Origin of the sequence: Bradyrhizobium sp. in8p8, from assembly GCF_000426845.1 — a bacterium.
In the GTDB taxonomy this organism is placed as follows: Bacteria; Pseudomonadota; Alphaproteobacteria; order Rhizobiales; family Xanthobacteraceae; genus Bradyrhizobium; species Bradyrhizobium japonicum_C.
This window is the reverse complement of the sequence record NZ_AUGD01000018.1, coordinates 21,270-47,008: the sequence shown is the minus strand read 5'-3', so window position 1 is coordinate 47,008 and position 25,739 is coordinate 21,270. Positions and strand designations below refer to the sequence as shown.

Genomic DNA, 25,739 nt, shown 5'->3' with positions numbered 1-25,739 from the left:
GGAAAACGACCGCGGCGGTTTTAGCCGATTTTACGGGCCAGACAACCGAGCCGCGGCACATCTGCACTGCGTGCCACGCCCCTAGGCCACGCAGATCGCCCCGTCAGGAACGCTCGATGTCGATGATGCCCACATTCACGTCGCGGGTGTCGGAGCCCCGCTTGAGGGTGAGGCGGACGGTCTTCCCGGCCCCGGCCTGCTCCAGCGCATCGGTCAGATCGGCGAGGCGCCGCACCGGCTTGCCTTCGACGGCGGTAATGACGTCTCCGACCGCTCCAGTCGAAAAGTTGACGCCGCGAATGCCCGCCCGCTCGGCAGGACTTCCGGGGGCCGTCCGCACCACGATCACCCCCTCGACACCAAGCCGGGTCGAAACATCCTCGCCGGCGGCCACGATGCCGATGCCGGGAGTCGGCACCCGGCCGTTGCGGATCAGTTCGGGGACAATCCGGTTCACGACGTCAACCGGGACCGCGAACCCGATGCCGGCGTTCGAACCGGAGGGCGAGATGATCGCGGTGGTCACGCCGATCAGCCGGCCGGCAGAATCCAGCAATGGCCCGCCAGAATTGCCCGGATTGATCGCAGCATCGGTCTGGATGACGTTGGCGATCTCCCGACCGCCATGGGTCGGAAGCCTGCGCTTGAGCGCACTGATGATGCCGCTGGTCATCGACTGATCCAGCCCAAAGGGATTGCCGATCGCGAAGGCCGACTGCCCAACCTTCAGGTCGTTCGAACTGCCGAGTGCAATCGGAGCCGGAAGCTGGCGGACGCTGCGGATCCGCAGCACCGCGAGATCGTAGTTGGGCGCCCTGCCGACCAGGTCGACCTCGGCCACCTCTCCCGACGCGAAGCGCACCGCAATCTCGTTGCTATTGGCCACGACGTGGTTGTTCGTCACGAGGTGCCCGTCCCGGTCCCAGACGAACCCCGTGCCGGAAGCGCCGGCGCCGCTCTGCCCTTCCTCGCCCATGAGAGGATTGGCCGCCGACCGGACCGCAACCTGGACGACCGAGGGCGACACGCGCTCGAAGATATCGATGGTAGCCTTTTCGCCATCGGATAGCGGCCCGCGTTGCTCGACGGCGCGCGCGGTTGGAGCCGCCCATGGGACATACGAGATCGGGACATGCAGGATCTTCGAGCTCGTGACGGCGAGCAGCAGGGCGGCGAAGACTGCCGCGGCGATCGCATAGCGACGATTCATTAGGGATCACCGTCTCTTGTGCTGAATACGACGCTTGAGGCACATGCATGGGGCGATAGAACTCGCTCACGCAGCAACGTCGTAGACGAACGGAAGTTTCTCACTCAGGTAAGGGCCATTTTGCGTCCGACAGGGGTGCCGGGGCAAATTGCCGCGTGCCAACCAGCTAGGCCAGCTCGCGCAACGCCGCCTCCACGATCTTGCGTGCGTCGGCCGTCAGCGGTACCTGCGGCGGGACGGGATCGCCGACGTCGTAGCCCTGGACCGAAAGGCCGGCCTTGATGCAGGCGGCCAGATTGAAACGCGCGAAGGCTTCGTTGATGCGCCACAGACCGCGCTGCAATGCCATGGCCTCGTCCCAGCGGCCAGCCTTGCAGAGCTCGTAGAGCGCAACGCTCTGACGCGGGATGATGCAGGCGGGCCCCGCCATCCAGCCGCGGCCGCCGATCAGCATCACTGCGGCGGGAATATGAGCCGAGGCCGAAAACACGCGCAAAGAATCGCCGCAGCGGTTCATGATCGAGAGCAGCCGGCCGGTGTTGGTCGAGGCGTCCTTGATATAGCCGATGCGCGGATGCTCGGCGAGCCGCGCGATGACGTCGAGCGTCAGGTCGGAGCGCTGGAATTGCGGGTTGGTGTAGATGACGACGGGGATGTCCACGGCATCCGCAATGGCGCGGAAATAGGACTCGACCTGGGCATCGGGAAGCGGAAAATACGCTTCCAGGATCGCCAGGATGCCGTCGGCACCGAGCGTCTGGTAGGCCTTGGCTTGCGCGACCGCGTCTGCCGTCGAGGTGGAGGCAACGCCTGCGATCACCGGCACGCGGCCCTGCGCGGCCTCGATCGTGGTCTGCACGATTGCGGTGCGTTGCGCGGCATTGAGATAGGCAAACTCGCCGGTCGAACCAAGCGGCGTCAGGCCGTGAACGCCGGCGCCGACCAGATCGTCGCAGAGCCTGCCGAGGACTTCGGTACGCACCGTGCCGTCGGCATCGAGAGGCGAAACGAGGTAGGGGAAGACACCGCGAAAATCGGACATGGCAGGCAATATTCCCACGCATCGAGGCGCGCACGGCGCCATTAGCCGCTGCTAACACGCCGAAAATCCGCCAGCAAGCATTCCGCGTTGACCACTTCTTAAGGACGTTGCACATCGAGCCGTCGTGCCGCGCCTCGCATCCAACCCCTTGTTAGGAAGATGCAGTGATGGTGCCGGCATGCCGCTGACAATGCTGTCCAGGTTCCTGCATCCCGATCCGCGCATCAGGCGCGAGCTCGTCGACCTCCTGTACACGTCGTTGCCGCAGGTGTTCGCGATCGGCGTGACTTCGGTGACGGGGGCCGTGGCGTTGGCCGTCATGAGCGGGGACACCGGCTACGCCGTGATCTCGATCTTCATATTCATCACGGCCACAGCCCGCATCATCTCGCTGTTCCGCTACAAGTCGCGCGCCGCGCAATTCACCGATGCCGACGTGATCCGCTGGGAGCGGCTTTACGGTGCGGGCGCATCTGCCTTCGGCCTCTCGCTCGGCATGCTGTCGTATCGGGCGCTCCAGCTCGACGACGCGCCCGGCGCCTGGATCGCGTTCGGGCTCTCGATGTCCTTCTGCGTCGGTATGGTCTCGCGAGCTGCGATCCGTCCCTGGATCATCCTCACCACCGCGGCGGTCCTGCTGACGCCGACCATCTTGGCCGGCCTGCTCCGCCCCGAGCTCGCCTACAAGCTCGGCGCAGTCATGCTGGTGTTCTTCTGGCTGACCTTGCGGGAGGCCTCAAAGCATCTCAGCGCCGCCTTCGTCGAACGACTGGAGGCCAAGCATCGTTTGGCCCGGCAGGCGACCCACGACTTCCTCACCGGCCTGCCGAACCGCGCCGCGTTTCTCCAGGCGTTGGCGGAGACACAGGGCGACTTCGCCATCATCGCCATCGATCTCGACGGCTTCAAACCGGTCAACGACCGTCATGGTCATCACGCCGGCGACGATCTGCTCCGCCAGGTGGCGGAGCGATTGTCGTCGTGCGTCGGAGAAGGCGGCCTCGCGGCACGGTTCGGCGGAGACGAGTTCATGATGCTGAAGCCCGTTGCCGCAGGGGCTGGCGGCCGCGACGAAGCGCTCGCACTGGCGCGCCAAGCCATCCGCGACCTATCGATGCCGTTCCTGCTGACAGATATTCCAGTCCGCATCGGCGCAAGCGCCGGCATCCTGGTCAGCACCGGGACGGCGGCCGCAGGCAAAACCTCTCAGCTTCTGGAGCAGGTCGATCGTGCCCTTTACACGGCCAAGCGCGCCGGCGGCGGACGATGGAATTGGTCCGAAGAGGAAACCGCCTCAAACGTGCGGCAAGCTGAAACGGCCGCACTTGTCACGTCCTGAGCAACCGGACCCGCGTGCCCCAGGGATCGACCGCCTCAAAGCCATCCGCGAGCCCCGTGACCTGCGCACCACTCTGGCGCAACCGCTCTTCCTGCGCGGCGAGCAGTTCCTGCCTTGCCATCACCAGCGAGAACCAGGCGAGGCCCGTCGCCTGATGGTCGCGCCGGCCGGCACCCTGGCTCTGCCAGACGTTCAGGCCCAGATGATGGTGATAGCGGCCCGACGACAGGAATGCGGCGCCGGCGCGGCTGCGGGTCGGATCGAGCCCGATCACACCATGATAGAATCTCTGGGCCTCGGCGAGATCGCCGACGCGCAGATGCATGTGGCCGATGCGCAGACCGTCCGGCGCCTTGGCATAGTCGGGCACCCGCGTGTTGGTCAGCGACAGCAAATCGGGGATGTCGAGCTCGTCCGTCGCCATCTTCACGCTGCCCTCGCTCCACTGCCATAGGGAGGGATCGCGATCGGCATAGATCTCGATGCCGTTGCCTTCGGGGTCGTCGAGATAGACGGATTCGGAGACGAGATGATCGGCAAAGCCCGTCAGCGGCACGCGGTGCGTGGCGGCCGCGACCAGCCAGCGAGCGAGGTCCTTGCGTGTCGGCATCAGGAAGGCAGTGTGGTAGAGGCCGGCGGCATTGCGAGGCTCGATTGCAGCACTGGGGCGGGCCTCCAGCACCAGCAGCGTGATGCCAGCCGTTCCGAGCTTCGCGGCGGTGCCCGAGCGCTCCATGACGCTGAGACCGATCACGTCGCGGTAGTAGTCTGTGACCTCGTCGAGATTCTTCACCCGTAGCGTCACCATGCCGATCCGCATCGGCGTGCGACTGGCATAGGTCGGCCCGCCGCCTTGCCGATCACCCTCGGCGCGCGCCGCAGCTGCGGCTGCCATCGCAAGCGAGGTCGCGCCGGCAAGCTGCAACAGGGTGCGGCGGGTGAGGTCGACGGTCATCGTCAGGGCTCGCTGAAAAGGTTGAAGCGGTGCGGCGCAATGTCGGGCGATTGCTACACGTTGCCGTGAGCGGCTCCCAATCACATGTTCGTCGGCCGCGTCCTGCGCAGGCGCTGCCTGCGTCCTGGCCACCCGGCCAGTTTCGCAAACGATCGCGGCACCCCAGATTGAGAACAGCTACAGGAGCCTGCCATGACCGACCCAACCGCTCTGACTTCGCTGTCGTCCGCGCTCGCGGATATTGTGGGGCGCACCGCGCCGTCCGTCGTCTCCGTGCACTCCCATCGCTCCTACGCCACCGGCTTCGCCTGGAAGCCCGGCCTCATCGTTACGGCCGACGAGACGCTGGCCGACGAGGGGGAGGTGGGGATCGGCCTTGCCGACGGCGGCCGAGCGACCGCCACGATTGCCGGCCGCGACCATACGACCGATATCGCGCTGCTGCGCGTCGATGCCGCCACCGCGCCGGTCAGGCTGACGGCGACTGTGCCGCCGCTGGGCGCCCTGTCGGTTGTGGTGGCCACCAATCGCGACACGCCGAGCGCCGCGCTCGGGATGGTCTCGGCGTCTGGCAAGAGCTGGCGCTCCCTGCGCGGCGGCGACATCGATGCGCGGATCGAGCTCGACGTGCGCCTGCGCGAGAGCCAGCAGGGCGGGCTCGCGCTCGATGCAACGGGTGAAGCCTACGGCATGGTCGTGCTCGGGCCGCGTCGGGTTCTGGTGATCCCGACCGCGACGATTGAGCGGGTCGCAACGCAGCTCGAAACCCGGGGTCGCATCGCGCGGGGTTATCTCGGCCTTGGGCTCCAGCCGGTGCGGCTCGAGGACGGCATCGGCGCCATGGTGATGAATGTCGACACGGCCGGACCTTCGGCTGCGGCCGGCATCCGCCAGGGTGACGTGATCGTGGCGGTCAACGACCAGAAGCTCTCCGGCGTGCGCGCGCTAGCCGGCACGCTTGGACCTTCAAGCGTCGGCGCCGTGGTCGATGTCGCCGCGCTCCGCGGCGGCGAGCCGGTCGGCTTCAAGGTCACGGTCGGCGAGAGGCCGGAGGCGTGAGCGAGGACACGTCGCCTGAGATCGTGCTGTCCCTGGAGATAGACGATCCAGCTTTGGCCGACCGCCTGGCCGCCCTGCTCGGTAATATCGCCGGACTTCGCCTCGCCGCGCCGGGCGAGCAGGCGGCCGCGGCGATCGTCGGCCGCGACCCTCGCATCATGCCTGAGGACATCGCGCTGACGCAGCGCGAGCTCGACGTGCTGGCGCTGATGGCGGAAGGAGCCTCCAACAAGATGATCGCCCGCCAGCTCGGCATCTCCGTGCACACGGTGAAATTCCACGTCGCCTCGCTGCTCGACAAGCTCGATGCCACCGGCCGCACCGATGCGGTCACGCACGCGGCGCGCCGCGGCGTGATCGAGCTGTAAGCGAAGCTCCTCTCTCCCGTCATTGCAAGGAGCTCTTGCGACATAGCAATCCAGAGTCTTTCGGGCGAAGCATTCTGGATATGCATCGCTGCGCTCGCATGACGATGTGGAGAGAGCTCTCCATAGGCCCAACAGTCACCTCTCCCCGCGAGAGCGGACAGAGAGATGGGGGAGCTCACGCCCGCTTGCCGCCGCTCTTCTCGGCCGCGCGGCGCAGCGCCTCTGCAAGGGCGCCGCCGCCGGCCGGCTCCTGCTTGCGGGGTGGCGAGGAGGTCATGCGGGCGGGATTGCGTGAATTGTTGTCGCGCTGCATGCCGGGTGCCTCCTTCTTGGCACCGACCTCGTCGTCGAGCCGCAGCGTGAGCGAGATGCGCTTGCGCGCGACCTCGAAGTCCAGCACCTTCACCCTGACGATGTCGCCGGGCTTCACCACCTCGCGCGGATCCTTGATGTAGTTCTTGGACATCGCCGAGATGTGCACGAGGCCGTCCTGATGCACGCCGATGTCGACGAAGGCGCCGAACGCGGCGACGTTGGTCACGGTACCCTCGAGGATCATGCCCTTCTTGAGATCCTTGATCTCCTCGACGCCTTCCTTGAACACCGCGGCCTTGAACGCCGGGCGCGGGTCGCGACCGGGCTTTTCGAGCTCGCGCAGGATGTCGGTGACGGTCGGCAGACCAAAAGTCTCGTCGACGAAATCCTTCGGCTTCAAGGTGCGCACGATCTCGCTGTTGCCGATCAGAGCCTTGATGTCGCTCTTGGTCGCCGCCAGTATCCGGCGCACCACCGGATAGGCCTCCGGATGCACCCCGGAGGCGTCGAGCGGATCCTCGCCACCCAGGATACGCAAAAAGCCCGCGCACTGCTCGAACGCCTTTGGCCCGAGCCGCGGCACGTCCTTGAGCGCCTTGCGCGACTTGAACGGACCGTTGGCGTCGCGGTGCGCCACGATGCTCTGCGCAAGACCCGCGCCGACGCCCGACACGCGCGCCAGCAGCGATGCCGAGGCGGTGTTGACGTCGACGCCGACCGCGTTCACGCAGTCTTCGACTACGGCGTCGAGCGATTTTGCGAGCTTGGCCTGGCCGAGATCGTGCTGGTACTGGCCGACGCCGATCGCCTTGGGCTCGATCTTGACGAGCTCGGCGAGCGGATCCTGGAGACGACGCGCGATCGACACCGCGCCGCGCAGGGTGACATCGAGTCCCGGCAGCTCTTCCGAGGCGAAGGCCGAGGCCGAATAGACCGACGCACCGGCTTCCGACACCACGATCTTGTTCATCTTCAGCTCGGGGAGACCCTTGACCAGCTCGGTCGCGAGCTTATCGGTCTCGCGCGAAGCCGTGCCATTGCCGATCGCGATCAGCTCGACGCGATGCTTCAGCGCGAGCCTGCCGAGCGTCGCCAGCGACTCGTTCCACTGCCTCTGCGGCTCGTGCGGATAGATCGCAGTGGTGTCGACCACCTTGCCGGTGGCGTCCACGACCGCGACCTTCACACCGGTGCGGTAGCCGGGATCGAGCCCCATGGTGACACGGGTGCCCGCCGGCGCCGCCAGCAGCAGGTCGCGCAGATTGGAGGCGAACACCCGCACGGCCTCGGTCTCGGCCGAATTCCACAACCGCATGCGCAGGTCGATGTTGAGATGCACCTGGATCTTGGTACGCCAGGCCCAGCGCACGGTGTCGATCAGCCAGCGGTCGCCGGGCCGCTTGAGATCGGCGATGCCGAACCTCTTCATGATCTTCAGCTCATAAGCGCTTGGCACGCCCGGCGGCGGCGCCTCGGCCTCGGCCTGAATTTGCAGATCGAGGATTTCCTCCTTCTCGCCGCGGAACATGGCGAGGATGCGATGCGAGGGCAGCTTGGTCAGCGGCTCGGAGAAATCGAAATAGTCGGCGAACTTCTCGCCTTCGGTCTTCTTGCCGTCGCGTACCTTGGAGGCCATACGCGCGTTGGTCCACATCTCCTCGCGAAGGGCGCCGATCAGGTCGGCGTCCTCGTCGAAGCGCTCGACCAGAATGGCGCGGGCGCCGTCCAGCGCGGCGGCCGCATCCGCAACGCCCTTCTCGGCATTGACGAAGCCTTCGGCCACGACCTTGGGATCGTTCGCGGGTTCCGCCAGCAGCTGATTGGCGAGCGGCTCGAGGCCGGCCTCCTTGGCGATCTCCGCCTTGGTGCGGCGCTTCGGCTTGAACGGCAGATAAATATCTTCGAGGCGGGCCTTGCTGTCGGCGGCCATGATCGTCGCTTCGAGGGCGGCATCGAGCTTGCCCTGCTCGCGAACCGATTCGAGGATGGCCTTGCGGCGGTCCTCAAGCTCGCGCAGGTACACCAAGCGCTCCTCCAGGGTACGCAATTGCGCGTCGTCGAGCGCACCGGTGGCTTCCTTGCGGTACCTGGCGATGAAGGGAACGGTGGCACCGCCGTCGAGCAGCGTCACTGCCGCCTCGACCTGTTCGGCGCGAACCCCAAGCTCCTGCGCAATTTTCTGGTTGATGCTGGCCACGCGAGATTCCCTCTATCAAAGCACGCTGCGCAGGGCGAACCACCGGCCGCGGGACGCCGCTTATGGACCAACCGGGGTTGATTCATCAAGGTGCGGCGGAGGGCCGTCGACAGAGGATTTTTTGCTGGATCGATGCGATCTGGCCACAATCGTGCGATGCGAACGCGAGCGCGCTAGGCGCTTGTGGCCGGGTCGCATCGGACCGAACGGCTCTTCGTATCGCCGGGAGCGCTGCACCGCGCCCCGGGATATGCGCGCGGTTTGTGGTCCCCACTATCGCCACGTTGTCATTGCCAGCGCTTGCGACGAAGCAATCCAGGATCCCTCCTCGAAGAGACTCTGGATCGCTTTGCTTCGCTCGCAGTGGGGAACAGGAGGCGGTCTCCACGCGGCCTGCGGACAAGGTCAAAGGCCAGGCAGCCCTCAGTTGCGGCGATCCCACGACTAATGGATGCGACGCCCTTGATCCTTCCGCCCTGCGACCCCTCCGTCCCGCGCAACCCTGCCCCCCGCGCCGGCTCGGTTGATTCACGCGGTCCCTTGCGAAAAAGGTTTCGCTGCACCTGAGGAGTATGGACGTCATGACTTTGCCGATGAGCTGGAATGAATGGGCGCAGCACGATGGCATCGCGCTGGCGGGGCGCGTCCGCAAGGGCGAGCTGACGGCGAAGGAATTGGCGCGGCAGGCCGCTGCCGGGGTCGCCAAGGTCGACCCCGCGCTGTCGGGCGTGGTCGAGCTGTTCGAGGACGTGATCGCGGACCCGGCCAAGGATGGCGCCAACCTCGCCGGCCCCTTCGCCGGCCTGCCCTTCCTGATGAAGGATCTGGGGCCGACCATGAAGGGACGGCTGCAGGAAATGGGCTCGCTGCTGATGCGCGGCAACCGTGCGAGCGCAGACACGTTCCTGACCGGCAAATTCCGCCAAGCCGGGCTCAATCTCATCGGACGGACGACGACGCCGGAATTCGGCGTGTGCAGCTCCGCGGACAATCCCGCCGTTTACGTCACACGCAATCCCTGGAACACCGACTACACCACGTGCGGCTCGTCCGCCGGCAGCGCGGCGATGGTCGCCGCCGGTGTGGTGCCGATCGCGCATGCCACCGATGGGGGCGGCTCGATTCGTATTCCCGCCGGCGTCAACGGCAATATCGGACTGAAGGTCTCGCGCGGCGTGTTCTCGCTCGCGCCGCACATGTCGGATCTCACCGGCCTCGTCTCGATCCAGGGCTGCCAGTCGCGCTCGGTGCGCGACACGGCGGCCTTCCTCGACCATGCCCGCGGGCCGGCCCCCGGCGAGTTCATGCCCTTCTGGAACACGGCGCAGCCCTATTCCGAGATGATCAAGCGCGACCCGGCCAAGCTTCGCATCGCGCTCTCGCACACCTGGGGCGATTACACCGCGACGCCCGAGATCGCCGCCGAGTTGGAGAAGGCGGGCCGCTTCCTCGAAGGCCTCGGCCATCACGTCGACTACGCCCTGCCCGAGATCGACTTCCGCGCCGCGTTCGCGGCGCAGACCACCTGCTACATTTCGAACTTCGCAGTCGTGATCTCCAACATGCTCGCTGCGCGCGGGTTGGAAAAACCGCCGGAAGATCTGATCGAACCCATGAATATTCGCATCTGGGAAGCTGGCCGGCACACCAGCTTCGCGGAGCGGGCGAAGATGCAGGCCGTGTTCAACACGACCTCGCGCGGCTTCGGCACCTTCTTCGAGCAGTGGGACGTGATTCTGACGCCGATCACCGCGCTGCCGACGCCGAAGGTCGGTACCAGGGAATACCTCACCATCTCCGACAATCCCGACGTGCTCGACTGGTTCGGCAATCTCTGGCGCAATTTCGCCTTTACGCCGCTCGCCAATCTCTGCGGCATACCGGCGATCTCGATGCCGATGGCATCTCAGAACCACGGCCTGCCGCTCGGCATCCAGGCCATTGCCAAGCAGGCCAATGACGGCCTCTTGCTGCAACTCGCCGCCCAGATCGAACGCGCGCTCGACGGCAAGTGGAACGGCGGCAAGAAGCCGAAGGTGCATGTAGCCTGAGAACCTGCGATTGCGCTGACAGGCAATCGCACTCCAGCCTTAGTTCTTCACCGCTGGAATTTCCTCGTTCGGCTGCTGCTGACCTTGCTTGTACATCGCCAGCGCCTTGTCGAGCGCTTCACGCAGCGCCAGCGCCGCGGCCACGCTACAGCGCAAGTGCGCTGTCTGAACCACGTCCACCCTGACGGCGGCGCCGACAGGCATCAGGAGGTTGGCGGCGAGCTCGATCTGGATCGCGCCGTTGTGATGGCCAAAGCAGGAGGCGCCGTCGAAATAGATGATCGGCGCGCGCTCGGCGCTGGACGTCGAAATAGTGACGGGCCCCTGGGCGGTCGAGGGCGTTTCGGGGTCGGCCATGGGCGCTCCTTGCTGGTCGAACGAAGCCCCACCATCGTCGCTTCCGCCGGCCCTGTCGAGGCCAAACCACTCGGGGCCCGCCAGTAACGCCCATTCGGGGTTTTGCAGGGCGCCACACTGGTCTAGAACATCGCCATGTCCACTTCACCGACCACCCTCCCATTCGAGGAACTCGCCGAGGCGATCAAGGGCCGCCGCTCCGATTATGGCCATATCAGCGGGCTTCAGCTCGACCGCTTCGCGCCCGCCGAAGCCTGGTCCAGCCTGCCCTACCGTCCCGTTTTCGTCGGCGATACCGAGACCGGCGTTATTCATGGCGGTGTCGTCACTGCGATGCTGGACGAGAGCTGCGGCATGGCGGTGCAGCTCGCGCTGGACGGCACACGCGCCATCGCCACGCTCGACCTGCGGATCGATTACCAGAAGCCGGCGACGCCGGGCCTCGACATCAAGGCGCACTCGGTCTGCTATCGCACCACGCGCTCGATCGCCTTCGTGCGCTCAACCGCCTATCAGGAATCCGAGGACGATCCGGTCGCAACCGCGACCGCCTGCTTCATGATCGGCGCCAACCGCACCAACATGCTTGCCGACCGCCGCATGGATGCACGCAACATTCCGACGCTGGAGGCGCCGGAGAATCCGGATGGCCCGTTCGCGAACAGCCCGTTCGCGCGCGCGCTTGGCATCCGCGTCAACGACGACGGCACGCTGACCATGCCGTTCTCGCCGCAGATTGTCGGCAACCCGATCCTGCCGGCGATCCACGGCGGCATGACCGGCGCCTTCCTGGAGACCACCGCCATCATCGGCGTCGCGCGCGAGCTCGGCGCTGCGGCGCCGCCGAAGCCGATCGGCCTCACCATCAACTATCTGCGCTCCGGCCGCGCCCTCGACACGTTCGCCAATGTCTCGATTGTGAAACAGGGCCGGCGCATCGTCGCATTCGAGGCGCGGGCCTGGCAGGACGATGCGGAGAAGCCCATCGCCACCGCTTTCGGTCATTTCATGCTGCGCCCGACGCCGGGGAGTGACGAGGAATGATTAGCGGGTTTTAACTTGACGGATGGAGTTCCGGCCACAACGATAACGCTCCCTGCAGGAGGTATTGGATTGCGGCATCCGCTCGACATCGTCGCCATGTTCGCCGCGCTCTGGCTGCTGGCCTCGATGGTGCTCGACGCGCTGACGCCGAAGGAGCTGACGGCGATCACGATTGCCGTCGCGATCGGTCCCGCCATCATCATCACTGCAGTGTTCTACCATCTGCGCTCTCCGCGCGCGGATTTTGCGGTGATGTTTGCGGCACTCTGGCTGATCTCCGACATCGCCATCGCTTTCGCCTCGCCGAAGGCGCTGCCGCATTTCCTGATCGCGCTCGGCTTCTTGCCGGCGCTACTGATTGGGGCCGTGCTGCATTGGCGGACCTTCACCTCTCCCCGGCGTGGAGAGGTCGGATTGCGCAGCAATCCCGGTGAGGGGCCGCAGCCCTCTGCGAGACCGTGACCCCTCACCCGGATCGCATCTTTCGATGCGACCCGATCTCTCCCTTCGGGAGGGGTGAACCGAACCCGCCTCAGTCGAAATCAGCGCGACAGCAAGTTCGTTTTCGCAAGATCGAGCACCTCGTCGCCGCGACCGTTCATCACCGCACGCAGAACCCAGAGGCTGAACCCCTTGACCTGCTCGGCCGTGATGGTCGGCGGCATCGACAGCTCCTGCTTGGCGGTGACGACGTCGAGCAGCGCCGGCCCGTCATGCGCCAGCATCTGCTTGACCGCGCCGGGTAGGTCGCCGGGGTCCTCGACGCGCTTCGCGAAGATCCCCATCGCACGGGCCATCGCGGCGAAATCGGGATTCTCCAGGTCGACATTGGTATCGACGAAGCCGGCCGCCTTCATCTCCAGCGCGACGAAGCCGAGCACGCCATTATTGAAGACGACCACCTTCACCGGCAGCTTCATCTGCGTCAGTGTGATCAGATCGCCCATCAGCATGGTGAAGCCGCCGTCGCCCGACAGCGAGATCACCTGACGGCCAGGCTGGGTGGCCTGCGCGCCGATCGCCTGCGGCATAGCATTGGCCATCGAGCCGTGCACGAAGGACCCGATCAGCCGGCGGCGACCGTTCATGTCGAGATAGCGCGCGGCCCACACCGTCGGCGTGCCGACATCGGCGGTGAACACGGCATCGTCCGATGCATGATCGCTGATCACCTTGGCGAGGTATTGCGGATGAATCGGCTTACTTCCCGGCGTGCCCTTGGCGAGCGAGTCGAGGCCCTCGCGTGCTCTCTTGTAGTGCGCGATGGCGTCGTCCAGATGCTTGCGTTGCGTCTTTGTCTCGAGCAGCGGCAGCAGCGCCTCGATGGTGAGCTTGACATCGCCGACGAGGCCGAGATCGATCTTGCAGCGGCGGCCGAGGTTTTCCGGGCGGATGTCGATCTGCGCGACCTGGCAGTCAGTCGGAAAAAACTGCTTGTAGGGAAAATCGGTGCCGAGCATCACCAGCGCGTCGCAGGCATGCATCGCGGCATAGCCCGAGGAGAAGCCGATGAAGCCGGTCATGCCGACGTCGTAAGGGTTATCGTACTCGACATGCTCCTTGCCGCCGAGCGCATGCACGATCGGGCTCTTCAGGGCCTCGGCGAGCTGCATCAGCGGCGCATGCGCACCGGCGCAGCCGCGGCCGCAAAACAGGGTGATGCGCCCGGCGCCGTTGAGGAGATCCGCGAGGGCCTTCAGCTCATCCGCCTGCGGCACCACCTTTGGGGCAGCCAGCGTCAGGCCGCGCGTCGTCGACAGCGCGCGTTTCGGGGGACTGCGGAACGCGACGTCGCCGGGCATGGCGACGACGGCGACGCCGCGCAGGCCGACCGCGGCGCGAATGGCATTCTCCAGCACATAAGGCAGCTGGCTCGGATCCGACACCAGCTCGCAATAGTGGCTGCATTCGCGGAAAAGGTTCTGCGGATGCGTCTCCTGGAAATAGCCGCCGCCTATCTCGGCCGAGGGGATCTGCGCGGCAATCGCCAGCACCGGAACGCGGCTGCGATGCGCGTCGAACAGGCCGTTGATCAGATGCAGATTGCCAGGGCCGCAAGAGCCGGCGCAAACCGCAAGACTACCCGTCATTTCGGCTTCGCCGGCCGCGGCGAACGCCGCGACCTCCTCGTGCCGGACATGGACCCACTCGATGGTGCCGCGTCGGCGCAGCGCTTCGGTCAGCGCATTCAGGCTGTCTCCAACGATGCCGTAGATGCGCTTGACGCCGGCCTGTTCGAGCGTTGCCACGAACAGATCGGCCACGTTGTTGATCGCCATATCGGTCTCCTGCTTCAGCCGGTCACATGCGCGCGATGGACGAACGTCGCCACGGATGTACCATGAACACAATCGATTGACGCGATCACCGCTCGTTCAATGCGCCTTCATTTCTTTCACAGTTGCCCGATCGTAAGCCGTAATCGTCGCTTTCGCGCGCGCGGCGACATCGGCCGCCGTCATGCCGGGCTTGTAGAGGCTGGAGCCGAGCCCGAAGGCGGTTACACCGCCCTTGACGTACTCCGCAAAATTCTGGTCGGAGACGCCGCCGACCGCGGCAATCATCACGCCCGGCGGCAGCACGGCGGCGATCGCGGCGATGCCGGAGGCGCCGAGCACGCTGGCCGGAAAGAACTTCAGACTCGATGCCCCCGAGCGCGCGGCGAGCAGCGCCTCGGTCGGCGAGAAGACCCCGGGCATCGTCACCATGCCGTGCCGATGCGCCTGCGCCAATACCCCGGTATCCACATTCGGGGAGACCATCAGCCTGCCGCCAACGTCATGGAGACGATCGACGTCGGCGACGGTCAGCACCGTGCCGGCGCCGATCAACACGCCGGCCGGCGCCCGCTTCACCGCGATGGCGATGGACCGGAACGGATCGGGCGAGTTCAGGGGAATCTCGATCGCGGTCATGCCGGCATCGATCAGCACCTCGACGATGGCCTCGGTCTCCTCGGGCTTGACGCCGCGCAAGATCGCGACCAGCGGTCGCTTCATCGGCGGAAAGGCAACGCTCATCTCGAGTTTCCTTCTACTTCGTCCAGATCGCGGCGGCCGCCATCGAGAGGCCGTGGCGGACGGCCTCGTCCGCATCGACCGGCTGCACTGCAACCGACAGTGTATCGAAGGCCAGCCGGTACAGCATCGCAAGCCGGCCGGAGGCGATCAGCTTGACGCCCGCTTGCGGCACAGATCCGGAGAGCCCTGCGGCCACCTCGATACCGATCAACGTGCCCGACATCGTCTCGCGCGCCGCGGCCGGCGCGCCACCGAACAGAAGCTGTCGCGACCGTGCGCCGAACAGGAGATTGGCCGCGAAGGCCGGCGCCTCGTACGCTGCTTTCACGGCCGCCTTGAAGCTCGCGACATCCTCGGCGTCGTCTGCGCCGGCGACGGCGAGCGACAGGATCGTCTCGCGCGAGATCGCGCTGAAGAGCTCGCCGGTCATGAACGTGGCAAACCGTTCGACAATGCCGTTCTTCACGCAAACCCATTTCGAATGCGTGCCGGGCATGCAGACCAGCGCCTCGCCTGCGGCATCGACGCCGAGCGCGCCGAGCAATTGCGTCTCCTCGCCGCGCATGACGTCCGGCGCGCCGGCGTCGCGCTGCGCGATTCCCGGCAGGATCCGGACGTCTCGCACCTCGCTCGGCACGCGCACGGCCTGTTTCAGAACGGCAGAGAGCGGCGCCGGCGTATCGACATAGCCGGCCTCGACCCATCCGGTGCGCGCCCCGGCCATGCCGCAGACGAGCACCGGCAAATGATCCGGCGCCTCGACAGCCGCAAGATGCGATCGCAGCACCGCCGGGAAGCCGGCCTTCGCCGCGGCCAGCATGCCTTCGCCGCTGCGGCGCTCGGCCAGGACGTCGCCAGTGCGGTCGACCAGCCAGAGCCGGAAGCTGCTGGTGCCCCAATCCACCGCGACATAAGCGGGTTCGATCATATCAGGCCTCGTCATCGTCTCATGGCCAAGACGCCGTCTCGCGACAATGAGACGATGCCTCTGAGGCTTCCGCCGAGATACCGGCTATTGCGCGTGCAAACCAGCCCCTTCTAATGAATTCGCGGCTTCGTTGGGCTGGCACAGCGCTTGCTCGAGCTTCGCCACTCAACTCCGTCAACGCGCGACAAGACGCGTCAACATCAGATGAGGAAACCCATGGAGATCGGCTATTTCACGATGCCTTCGCATCCGCCGGAGTGCGGGCTGAAGGAGGGGCATGACTGGGACCTGCAGGTCCTGCGCTGGCTCGACGAGCTCGGCTACCAAGAGGCCTGGATCGGTGAGCACCACACCGCGCCTTGGGAACCAAATCCCACCCCGGATCTCTTGATCGCGCAAGCCCTGCTGCAGACCAAACGTCTGCGCATCGGTCCCGGTGGTTTCCTGCTGCCCTATCACCATCCGGCCGAGCTCGCCAACCGCGTCGCGATGCTGGACCATCTTTCCGAGGGCCGGCTCAATTTCGGCGTCGCGGCCTCGGGCCTGCCAAGCGACTGGGCGATGTTCAACGTCGACGGCATGAGCGGACAGAACCGCGACATGACGCGCGAGGCGCTGGAGATCATCCTGAAGCTGTGGACAGAGCCGGCGCCCTTCACCCACAAGGGCAAGTTCTGGACGGTGACCAAGCCGGACACGATGTTCGACTTCCTCAAGCCCCACATCAAGCCGCTGCAGGCGCCGCATCCGCCGATCGGCGTCGCCGGTCTCTCCAAGAACTCGGACACGCTGAAGCTCGCAGGCGAACGCGGCTTCATTCCGATGAGCCTCAACCTCAACCCGGCCTATGTCTCCAGCCATTGGGATTCGGTCGAGATCGGTGCCGCAAAGACAGGGCGGAAGCCGAACCGGCAGGACTGGCGACTGGTGCGTGAGGTGTTCGTGGCCGACACCGACGAAGAGGCCTGGAAGCTCTCGACCGGCGACATGATGGGCCGGATGATGAGCGAGTACTTCCTGCCGCTCCTTGGTCATTTCGGCTTCAAGGACTATCTCAAACACGCGCCCGACGTGCCCGATAGCGATGTGACGGTCGAATATTGCGCCAAGCGGAACTGGATCGTCGGCTCACCCTCGACGGTCGCCGAAAAGATTGAGAAGATCTACGACGAGGTCGGCGGCTTCGGCGTGCTCTGTGTGTTCGGCTTCGACTACAAGCACAAGCCGGAAGCCTGGCACCACTCGCTCGCGCTGCTCAAGAACGAGGTCATGCCGCGCCTGAAGCATCTCGGCTCCGCGAAGAAGGCGGCTTGACCAAACGCGGGTGCGGCGCGAACGTGCCGCACCCACCTTTGCTTTCGGAGCTTTCCCGCGTGACCGTCGATGCCAAGGATTTCAAGCAGGCGATGCGCCAATGCGCCGGCGCGGTTGCCCTGGTGACAGTCGGTGCCGAGCACGGCAGGCGCACCGGACTGACCGTAACGTCAGCTTGCTCGCTCTCCGATAATCCTCCATCGCTCATCGTCTGCGTCAACCGTAACGCCAGCGCCCACGCGCGCATCCGCGAGGAAGGCGCCTTCGCGATCAACTTCCTGCACGAGGATCACGCGCTGCTCGCGCTCACCTTCAGCGGCCAGAAGGGCGTCAACGGCGACGATCGCTTTGCGTTCGGGCAATGGAGGCGCGGTGTGACGGGCGCACCGGTGCTGGCGGACGCGGTCGCCGCGTTCGACTGTGTGCTGGCGCAGGAGTTCGAGACCAGGACGCATTCGATCTTCGTCGGGGAGGTCCGCGGCGCGACGCATTCAGCCACGGCGACGCCACTCGTATACCTGCGCAGCAGCTTCCACATACCGGAGGAAATCCGTGAAACGGTTTCAGTCGGCGACCTCGATTCGCGGCATCTGAGCTGGACGGATTTTTCCTGACGAGCCCGCCGCCCGATGCCGGATCCGGCAATCTAGAACAGCTTATAGCCCGGAGTGAGATGGCTGCCGCGATCATGCTGCGCCTTGGCTTCACGCAACAGCGGCCATTGCGCGCCGAAATGATCTGCCCAATCCCGGGACGACATCGGAAATGCGCTCACCGGGTACAGCACGCCGCCCGCGCCGCGAATGCGATCATACAATTCGCGATTTCGCGCGATCAGCCGCTCCGCATTCGCCTTGTCCGCCGATGCGGGGATACGGATGAGATTGAACGGGAACACGATCCGCTCGCCGGGCAACCGGACCAGCGGCGTGCGGCATTCATCCGTGACCATGGGATAGTAGGTAATCCGCCCGAACGGACCGATATCCTCACTGTTGATCCCGGCAATGACCTCGCTCGCGATCTCCATCGCGTTGCTGCCGGGCAAGAAGGTGAGGAGCCAGGGATGCGGATTGAACCACTGGCCGTTCGACCTCAGGAGCGTTTCGAGCTTCGCAAATGCATTGGCGTCGTCGCGGAAGGTGAGGTCGGTGATGACGGCGCTCTCGCGGCGATCCGATAAGCCGGCAAGCAGCGCCTCGTCATCGACAGGAGACTGACCGTCATGGAATACGCCTGCCTCCAGCAGGTATCGCCAGCCACCGGCTCCGTCGGGCACGACGGCTCCTTGCAACTGATCGAAGCGCGCCGCGTCCAGAACGCGCCGCTGATCGGCCGTCAGCGACGGGAGATCCGGATATGAGAGCTGAAAGCGGCGGACCCGTTCCGGCGCACGCACCAGGCGGAGCGTCGCCCTCGCGATGATCGCGCATTGGGCGAGCCCCGCCCGAACGGCATCGTAGAGCCCGGCGCTGGAGGTTGGCGAGCAGGTCAATTGCCGGCCCTCGCCCGTCACCACATCGAGTTCGAGAACCTGGTCCGTCTGCAGGCCGTGTCGCGACGACGATCCGCCGATTCCGCCGACGGCGAGAGTGCCACCCACGGACAGGCCGAGATAGTTGGTCAGGACCGGCGGAACGAGCCCCTTGGCCAGGGTCGCTTCCAGCACTGCGTGCCAGGTCGCACCTGCATCGACCACGACACGGTCCGGCTCTACCCGATGGATCGTGGCCAGCGCGCCGAGGTCGATCACGATGCCGCCCTCGGTCATGGACCGACCATAGATGCCGTGGCCCTGTCCGCGCGCGGCAACCGTCAGCCCTTGCTGCCCGGCCCATCGCAGAATCTCCGCGATTCCGGCAGACGTCGTCGGCCTGAACACCGCACGTGGCCGCTTGTGAATGATGTGACCGAAATCCTCGCTCGCGGCCGCGCAAGCTTCCGGGCTGCAGTTCAATTCGGCGCCGGCCGGCGATCCGCTGGACGGACCGTGCGATTGTCCGGCAAGAGCGGTGGAAGCCAGCATCGCGGTGGCGCTGACACTTGCATTCAAGAGCGTGCGTCGATTGGGGGTCATGGTGCGGTCCTTCACGCCGAGCCGGGCGGGTATGTGCCCGTGGCCCTCAAGCTGCGGTCGCCCGAGCCGGCGAACAACCGGCGCGTCGCGGGATAGACATTGCCGCAAACCGGTAGAATGCGGACGAAACGCCTCGCCGGCGCGGCATGGCCAATGCGTGGGAACACCGGAAATCTCAGAGCCGCTCGCGCTTCAGCCGCTCCGCCAGCAGATCGAGAAACAGGCGCGTCTTGGCTGGCGGTGCCGAGCTCGGCGGAACCACGGCATACACCGGCATGCGCGGCGCCTCGAAATCCGCCAGCACGATCTCCAGCGCCCCCTGATCGACGCGATCGCGTATCTGCCAGAACGGCGCATAGCCGATTCCGACGCCGTGGCAGGCGGCCGCCTGCGCGGCATTGGTATTGTCGGTCCGGAAGCGGCCGTACACCTGCAGCAGCTTCGCCTTGCCGCCGATCTGAAACCGCCACACCTCCGTGTCACCCGGGCCGGTCTTGCGCAGGATGCATTGATGATCCGCAAGATCGTCGGGATGACGCGGACGACCGTGGCGCGCGAAATAGGCCGGTGCGCCGTACACGACCGTACGCAGTTCACCGAGGCGCCGCGCCTTCAGCGACGAATCCGGCAACTCCCTGATCCGCACGGCCAGATCGAAACCGTCGCCGACGACGTCGACGGGCCGATCGGTGACATTGAGATCGGTCTCGATCCGCGGAAAGCGCGCCATGAAATCAGCGATCGCCGGCACGACGTGGGTCGACCCGAACAGCACGGGCGCGGCGAGGCGGAGCAGGCCCGACGGCTCGACGCGGCGATTGGCCGCTTCCAGGCGCGCCTCGCTGATTTCGGCAAAGGCGGGCTTGACACGACGATAGAACGCCAGCCCCGCTTCCGTCGCCAGCGACTGCCGCGTGGTTCGCCGCACCAGTTCGACACCGATGCCGCGTTCCAGCGCCGCCAGTGCCCGGTTGACCGATTGCAGCGACCGCCCCAACCGCCGCGCAGCCGCGGTCTGGCTGCCGGCCTCGACGACAGCCAGAAAGACTTCGATCTCCTCCATCGAATCCTCTCCTCTCATAATTCCTGGAGATGCACGTTCACGACGGCGTGCCAGCCGCGCGAAGACCCAAGCTGCGCCAGAATTCCGACTTCTTTCGGCAGAGGCGGGACGTCGAGCCGGTCTAGTATGAACCCGGGTCGATCTTCAGTTGCTTGATCTTCCGATACAGCGTGGCGCGGCTGAGTTTCAAGGCACGCGCCGCTTCGGTGACGCGGCCGCCGTGCCTGCGTAGCGCCTCGACGATCGTGGCGCGTTCGGCCGCTCCAAGATCCGGCTCCGCCGCCCGTCCGCCGAACGGTGGCAGATCGAGATCCGCGTCGGTGATGACGCCGTTTTCCGCCGTGCAGCCGGCGAGCCGGAGCACGTGGCGGAGCTGGCGCATGTTGCCGGGGAACGGATAGGCTGCAAGCTGCGACCATGCCTCGTCCGAAAGCCTGCAGTTGGGCGCTTCCTCGCGCGCAATCTGGCGGATGATATCGTCCCTGTCCGTACGCTCGCGCAACGCCGGCAGCCGCACCTCCATGCCGCGCAGGCGAAAATAGAGATCGGCGCGGAAGGCGCCCTGCTCGGCCATGCGGCCGAGATCGCGATGGCTGGCGCTGATCAGGCGGATGTCGACGGCGACAGGTTTGAGCGCGCCGAGCGGCCAGACCTCGCGGTTTTCCAGCACGCGCAAGAGGCGCGTCTGCAGCGCGATCGGCATGTCGCCGATCTCGTCGAGGAACAGCGTGCCGCCGTCGGCCTGCACGATCAGGCCCTTCGAGCCGTCGCGGCGCGCGCCGGTGAAGGCGCCGGCCTCGTAGCCGAACAGCTCGGCGTCGATCAGGCTTTCCGGCATCGCCGCGCAATTCAGCGCGACATAATTGTTGAGCGCCCGCTTGCTCGCCGCGTGAATGGCGCGCGCGAACAAATCCTTGCCGACGCCGGTCTCGCCCTGCAGCAGCACCGGTAGATCATGATCACTGACGCTGCCGAGCCGCTTCACGCTCTTGATCAACCCGGGATCGCGACCGGCGAGCCGATGCAGCGCATTGAAGCGATCGACAGGCACGTCACGGCGCGGCGCAAGCGGGCGCGCGGAGGATCTCGCGCGCAGCGGCGGCGCGACATGGCCCCGGCCCAATGCCGCGCCATCGGCGCGACGCAGCTCGACGATCTCCTCGGAGCCACGCGCGGCGTGCTGGTCGAATCTGACGTAGCGCGACAGATCGATGCCGGATGCGATCATGCCGTCGGTGAGGCCCAGCAGGGCGCGCGCCGAACGGCAGGCGCCGACGATGCGGCGGTCGTCGTTGTAGGCGAGCAGGCCGCTGCCGCCGTCGCCCGGTACGGTCGCGATCCAGGCGTCGCGGAAATGACCGCGGAAGATCGCTCCCTCCATCCGCCGCGTCGCTTCCAACGTGACCGCCAGCGCGAGCTGATGCGCGGTACGCTCGAGATCCGCGCGGCAGGAGGTGATGTTGACGGCACCGGCAAGCCGCCCGGCGTGGTCGAACAGCGGCGCCACGGCGCAGGAGAACATGTGCCATTGCGCGCGAAAATGCTCGTCGCGATGCACCAGGATCGGCTTCTGATCGGCCAGCGCGGTGCCGAGCCCATTGGTGCCCTCGAACGTCTCGGCGAAATTGGAGCCGGTGTAGATCTTCCAGTCCAGAAACATCCTCGCATCGGCTTCGCCCGGCAGGCGGCTGAACAGCATGATCGCATTTGTGTCAGCGAGATTGACGCAATAGCCGGCGTCGCGCAGCACGCGGGCAAGGTCGTCGAGTTCGGGCGTTACAAGCCTGATCGTCTCTTCCATCGGCGCGACGACGTGCCGGATCTCGGCCTCGGTCAGCGTCTGCGGCGGGCCCTGTCGGGCGGGATCGAGCTTGTGGCTGATCAGGCAGCGCCGCCACGAATTGGCAATCCGCGAAGAGGCGTCGACGTCGGCCACGTGGTTGGCCACCGACATGACACGGGCGACATGGTTCGAGGCCGAAAGGCTGGCCATCGCAGACGTCTCCACCCTGTATTATTGTGCAAAGTCTGGCACCACAGGCGGGGATGTCAATCGGGAACCGGGACGCAGGCTATTGCTGCACTGCCCTCACCACGTATCGATGCATGGTCGTTTCTTCGCCGTCCGCGCCGGCGGTTTCGGCACGGAGCGCAGGCCCGCCATGATCCAGCGCCGCGTCTCGGCGGGATCGATGACGTTGTCAATCTCGAACACCGAGGCGATCGAGACGGCCTTGCCGTTGGCGTAGAGCTCGGCAACCTTGTTGCGGTAATAGGTCTCGCGCTCCTCGGGATCCGCGATCGCCTCCATCTCCTTCCGGAAGCCGAGGCGGACGTAGCCTTCGAGACCCATGCCCCCGAACTCGCCGGTCGGCCAGGCCGCGGTGAAGAATGAGGCATGGAAGCCGCCGCCGATCATCGACTGCGCGCCGAGCCCATAACCCTTGCGCAGCACGATGCCGAACAAGGGCACGGTGAGGCTCGCGCCGGTGACGAACATCCGCGAGACGTGGCGCACGATCGCGGTCTTCTCGGCTTCCGGCCCGACCATGAAGCCAGGCGTGTCGCAGAGCGAGACGATCGGCAGATCGAAGGCGTCGCAGAGCTGGAGGAAGCGCGCGGCCTTGTCGCCGGCATCGGCATCGATCGCGCCGCCGAGATGGCGCGGATTGTTGGCGATCAGGCCGAACGGTTTGCCTTCGATGCGGATCAGTGCGGTGATCATGCCGACGCCGTAATCGCGACGCAGCTCCAGCACGGAATCCTTGTCGGCGATGAGGTTGATCACGCTGCGGATGTCGTAGACGCGCAGGCGGTTCTCGGGGATGGCACGGCGCAAGAGGCGCTGGTCCGCGGTTTCCCATTCCGTCACCGCGCCCTGGAAGTACGACAGATATTTTTGCGCGACGCGCGTCGCCTCTTCCTCGTCCTCGACGAGGATGTCGATGACGCCGTTCGGCGCCTGGAACGTCACAGGGCCGACCTCGGCAGGATGATAGACGCCGAGCCCGCCGCCCTCGATCATGGCCGGGCCACCCATGCCGATCGAGGCATTCTTGGTGGCAATGATGACGTCGCAGCAGCCGAGCATCGCGGCGTTGCCGGCGAAGCAATAGCCGGAGACGACGCCGACGACCGGCACGAGCCCGGAGAGCCGAGCGAACTGCACGAAGGACGGTCCGTCGAGCCCGGTCATGCCGAGCCGGTCGGTGTCGCCCGGCCGGCCGCCGCCGCCTTCGGCATAGAACACCAGCGGCACGCGCCAGTCTTCCGCCAGCGTCAGCATGCGGTCGATCTTCTTGTGGTTCATGTGACCCTGCGTGCCCGCGAGCACGGTGTAGTCATAGGCCACGACGATGCAGCGCGCGCCCTCGGGGCCGAATTGCTCGGCGTTCACCGTGGCGACGCCCATGACGAGGCCGTCTGCCGGCGTGTTCTTGATGAGGTCGTCGAGCTTGCGCCGCCGCCGCTGCGCCGCGATCGCAAGGCTGCCGTACTCCATGAACGAGCCGTCGTCGACGAGCTGCGCGACATTCTCGCGCGCGGTGCGCTGGTTGGTGTTGCGGCGGCGCTCGAGCGCGGCGGGGCGGTTCTCGTCCAGCGTATTGGCCTGGCGCGCGATCAGTTCAGCGAGATCTGGGCGAATGTGATCGAGATCGATCTCGGCTTCCGCCGCCGTGCTGTCGGCCGCGACGTCGAGCGGCTCGAGATAGAGGATCGGCTCGCCATGCATCAGCGTAACGCCATCGCCGGCGACGAGCTTCATGACCCGGCCACCCTGCTCGGTCATGACCAGATGCTCCATCTTCATCGACTCGATCACGGCGAGCTGCTGGCCGGGGCGCACGATCTCGCCTTCCTTCACCTGGATGGTGACGATGGTGCCCTGCAAGGGCGCCGCGACCATCACCGCACCTTCGGGCACCGTTTGCGCAACGAGAGCTTCAGCGCCTTGGACACCGCCACGCTCGGCCGCGGCAAAGTAGAGCGGCTTGGCCGCGCCATCGGCCGCCTCGACCAGCTTGCCGATATTGCGATCGATGAAGTCGGTCGCGATGCGGTTGATCCTGAAATCGGAATGCGCGAGCACCGCCTGGAGGAAGGCGATATTGGTGACGACGCCGTCGATGCGGAATTCGCGCAAGGCACGCGAAGCCTTGGCGACCACGTCATGCCAGGATTCGCCCGGCGTATGCACGATGACCTTGGCGAGCAGCGAATCGAACGCAGCACTGGTCTTGTAGCCGGCATAGCCAAAGCTGTCGACGCGGACGCCGGGGCCCGATGGCGGCTCAAACACCGCGAGCACGCCGCCAGTCGGATGGGTTGCGCCCGTCTCGTCGAGCGTTTCCATGTTGACGCGGAGCTGCATGGCATAGCCGCGCGGCTTCGGGATCGATTCCTGCGCAAGACCCAGAGCGGCTAGCGGGCTGCCCCCGGCCACCGCGAGCTGGGCGCGCACCAGGTCGACACCAAGCACCTCTTCCGTGACGGTGTGCTCGACCTGGAGCCGCGGGTTGGCCTCGATGAAGGCAAAGCTGTCCTCGGCGCCGCCATCGACGAGGAACTCGAACGTGCCGAGATTGTCGTAGGATGCAGCCGCCGCCAGTTGCTTCGCCGCCTCGATGATGCGGCCGCGCAACGCATCGCTTAGCGAGGGGCTCGGTGCCACCTCGATCAGCTTCTGGTGGCGGCGCTGGATGGTGCATTCGCGTTCCCAGAGATGGGAGATCGCACCGTGGCGGTCGCCGATGATCTGCACCTCGATGTGGCGCGCCTGCCGGATCAGCCGCTCGGCATAGACGCCGTCGAATCCAAACGCCGCCCTGGCCTCGGACTGGCAGCGCGCATAGGCTTCCGAAAGATCGGACGCGTTCTCGACGACACGCATGCCGCGGCCGCCGCCGCCCGCCATTGCTTTGATGACGATGGCTGCGTTGCTGCCGAGTGATGCGAAAAAGGCCGTGATCTCCTCAAGACTCGATGGCCCGGTGGTGCCGGCGATGATCGGCACGCCGCAGCGTTTTGCCAGCTGACGCGCCGCGACCTTGTCACCGAACAGCTCGAGCGCTGTCGCCTGAGGACCGACGAAGGTGATATTTGCGTCGGAGCAGGCTTTGGCGAAGGTCGCGTTCTCGCTGAGAAAGCCATAGCCGGGATGCACGGCGTCACAGCCCATCGCCTTGGCCGCCTTCACCACGGCGTCAATGTCGAGATAGGCCCGCGCGCCGCGGCCAGGAATTTCGATCGCTTCGTCCGCAACGCGCACATGCAGCGACAGCGCATCATCCGCAGGATGAATCGCGACCGTCGCGATGCCGGCGTCGGCGGCCGCGCGGGCAATGCGGATGGCGATCTCGCCGCGGTTGGCGATCAGGAGCTTCTTGAACGGCATGATCT

General features: G+C 66.0%; 20 protein-coding genes. 8 read left to right on the top strand and 12 right to left on the bottom strand.

Features of this window, described 5'->3' with window-relative positions; genetic code table 11:
• Window positions 1–103: 103 nt before the first annotated feature.
• Complete coding sequence (locus tag K408_RS0130755; protein ID WP_024342216.1) at window positions 104–1,210, bottom strand: S1C family serine protease; 1,107 nt, start codon at window positions 1,208–1,210, stop codon at window positions 104–106.
• A gap of 166 nt (window positions 1,211–1,376) precedes the next feature.
• Window positions 1,377–2,252 carry a dihydrodipicolinate synthase family protein gene (locus K408_RS0130750; protein ID WP_024342215.1) on the bottom strand — a complete coding sequence of 292 codons (876 nt, stop codon included), beginning with the start codon at window positions 2,250–2,252 and terminating at the stop codon, window positions 1,377–1,379.
• A 178-nt stretch (window positions 2,253–2,430) separates the two neighbouring features.
• Here K408_RS0130750 and K408_RS0130745 point away from each other — a divergent pair, with 178 nt between their 5' ends.
• Window positions 2,431–3,591, top strand: coding sequence for a GGDEF domain-containing protein (locus K408_RS0130745; protein ID WP_024342214.1), 1,161 nt, complete (start codon window positions 2,431–2,433; stop codon window positions 3,589–3,591).
• On the opposite strand, the gene K408_RS0130740 is transcribed toward K408_RS0130745, so the two are convergent.
• Window positions 3,581–4,546, bottom strand: coding sequence for a VOC family protein (locus tag K408_RS0130740; RefSeq protein ID WP_024342213.1), 966 nt, complete (start codon window positions 4,544–4,546; stop codon window positions 3,581–3,583). The two genes, K408_RS0130745 and K408_RS0130740, sit on opposite strands and share 11 nt — an antisense overlap.
• Before the next feature lie 192 nt (window positions 4,547–4,738).
• Between K408_RS0130740 and K408_RS0130735 the strand changes: the two genes are divergently transcribed.
• Together K408_RS0130735 and K408_RS0130730 are read left to right on the top strand one after the other, a co-directional pair.
• The gene (locus tag K408_RS0130735; protein WP_024342212.1) at window positions 4,739–5,605 is read left to right on the top strand and encodes a S1C family serine protease; all 867 of its coding nucleotides are present in this window, start codon (window positions 4,739–4,741) and stop codon (window positions 5,603–5,605) included.
• The gene (locus K408_RS0130730; protein WP_024342211.1) at window positions 5,602–5,973 is read left to right on the top strand and encodes a response regulator transcription factor; all 372 of its coding nucleotides are present in this window, start codon (window positions 5,602–5,604) and stop codon (window positions 5,971–5,973) included. Before K408_RS0130735 ends, K408_RS0130730 begins: the two co-directional genes overlap by 4 nt.
• A 175-nt stretch (window positions 5,974–6,148) precedes the next feature.
• Here the strand turns inward: K408_RS0130730 and K408_RS0130725 are convergent, their stop codons facing one another.
• The gene (locus K408_RS0130725) at window positions 6,149–8,485 is read right to left on the bottom strand and encodes a Tex family protein (protein ID WP_024342210.1); all 2,337 of its coding nucleotides are present in this window, start codon (window positions 8,483–8,485) and stop codon (window positions 6,149–6,151) included.
• A gap of 581 nt (window positions 8,486–9,066) precedes the next feature.
• Between K408_RS0130725 and K408_RS0130720 the strand changes: the two genes are divergently transcribed.
• A complete protein-coding gene (locus tag K408_RS0130720; RefSeq protein ID WP_024342209.1) occupies window positions 9,067–10,536 on the top strand; it encodes an amidase in 1,470 nt (489 codons plus the stop codon).
• 39 nt (window positions 10,537–10,575) lie between these two features.
• On the opposite strand, the gene K408_RS0130715 is transcribed toward K408_RS0130720, so the two are convergent.
• A complete protein-coding gene (locus tag K408_RS0130715; RefSeq protein WP_024342208.1) occupies window positions 10,576–10,893 on the bottom strand; it encodes a hypothetical protein in 318 nt (105 codons plus the stop codon).
• 135 nt (window positions 10,894–11,028) lie between these two features.
• Between K408_RS0130715 and K408_RS0130710 the strand changes: the two genes are divergently transcribed.
• Together K408_RS0130710 and K408_RS39295 are read left to right on the top strand one after the other, a co-directional pair.
• A complete protein-coding gene (locus tag K408_RS0130710; protein WP_024342207.1) occupies window positions 11,029–11,937 on the top strand; it encodes a PaaI family thioesterase in 909 nt (302 codons plus the stop codon).
• Window positions 11,938–12,006: 69 nt separating this feature from the next.
• Window positions 12,007–12,399: a hypothetical protein gene (locus tag K408_RS39295; RefSeq protein ID WP_024342206.1), complete on the top strand. Its 393-nt coding sequence runs from the start codon at window positions 12,007–12,009 to the stop codon at window positions 12,397–12,399.
• A gap of 80 nt (window positions 12,400–12,479) precedes the next feature.
• On the opposite strand, the gene poxB is transcribed toward K408_RS39295, so the two are convergent.
• From poxB to K408_RS0130690, 3 genes are all read right to left on the bottom strand, one after another.
• The gene (poxB, locus tag K408_RS0130700; RefSeq protein ID WP_024342205.1) at window positions 12,480–14,216 is read right to left on the bottom strand and encodes a ubiquinone-dependent pyruvate dehydrogenase; all 1,737 of its coding nucleotides are present in this window, start codon (window positions 14,214–14,216) and stop codon (window positions 12,480–12,482) included.
• 96 nt (window positions 14,217–14,312) lie between these two features.
• Window positions 14,313–14,957 carry a 2-dehydro-3-deoxy-6-phosphogalactonate aldolase gene (locus K408_RS0130695; protein WP_024342204.1) on the bottom strand — a complete coding sequence of 215 codons (645 nt, stop codon included), beginning with the start codon at window positions 14,955–14,957 and terminating at the stop codon, window positions 14,313–14,315.
• A gap of 13 nt (window positions 14,958–14,970) precedes the next feature.
• Entirely contained in the window at window positions 14,971–15,885 is a 915-nt protein-coding gene (locus tag K408_RS0130690; protein ID WP_024342203.1) for a 2-dehydro-3-deoxygalactonokinase, read from the bottom strand.
• Window positions 15,886–16,101: 216 nt separating this feature from the next.
• On the opposite strand from K408_RS0130690, the gene K408_RS0130685 reads away from it, so the two are divergent.
• Both K408_RS0130685 and K408_RS0130680 read left to right on the top strand, forming a co-directional pair.
• A complete protein-coding gene (locus K408_RS0130685; protein ID WP_024342202.1) occupies window positions 16,102–17,199 on the top strand; it encodes an LLM class flavin-dependent oxidoreductase in 1,098 nt (365 codons plus the stop codon).
• Between the two features lie 59 nt (window positions 17,200–17,258).
• Window positions 17,259–17,813, top strand: coding sequence for a flavin reductase family protein (locus K408_RS0130680; protein ID WP_024342201.1), 555 nt, complete (start codon window positions 17,259–17,261; stop codon window positions 17,811–17,813).
• Between the two features lie 32 nt (window positions 17,814–17,845).
• Here K408_RS0130680 and K408_RS39290 read toward each other — a convergent pair whose 3' ends face one another.
• The 4 genes from K408_RS39290 to K408_RS0130660 all read right to left on the bottom strand — a co-directional run bounded on the left by K408_RS39290 (window position 17,846) and on the right by K408_RS0130660 (window position 25,734).
• The gene (locus K408_RS39290) at window positions 17,846–19,276 is read right to left on the bottom strand and encodes an FAD-binding protein (RefSeq protein ID WP_035698696.1); all 1,431 of its coding nucleotides are present in this window, start codon (window positions 19,274–19,276) and stop codon (window positions 17,846–17,848) included.
• Window positions 19,277–19,451: 175 nt separating this feature from the next.
• Window positions 19,452–20,339, bottom strand: coding sequence for a LysR family transcriptional regulator (locus tag K408_RS0130670; protein WP_230646678.1), 888 nt, complete (start codon window positions 20,337–20,339; stop codon window positions 19,452–19,454).
• Between the two features lie 121 nt (window positions 20,340–20,460).
• Entirely contained in the window at window positions 20,461–22,332 is a 1,872-nt protein-coding gene (locus K408_RS0130665; RefSeq protein WP_024342198.1) for a sigma-54-dependent Fis family transcriptional regulator, read from the bottom strand.
• A gap of 96 nt (window positions 22,333–22,428) precedes the next feature.
• Window positions 22,429–25,734, bottom strand: a complete 3,306-nt coding sequence (locus K408_RS0130660) for an acetyl-CoA carboxylase family protein (RefSeq protein ID WP_024342197.1) — start codon at window positions 25,732–25,734, stop codon at window positions 22,429–22,431.
• Between the last annotated feature and the right edge of the window lie 5 nt (window positions 25,735–25,739).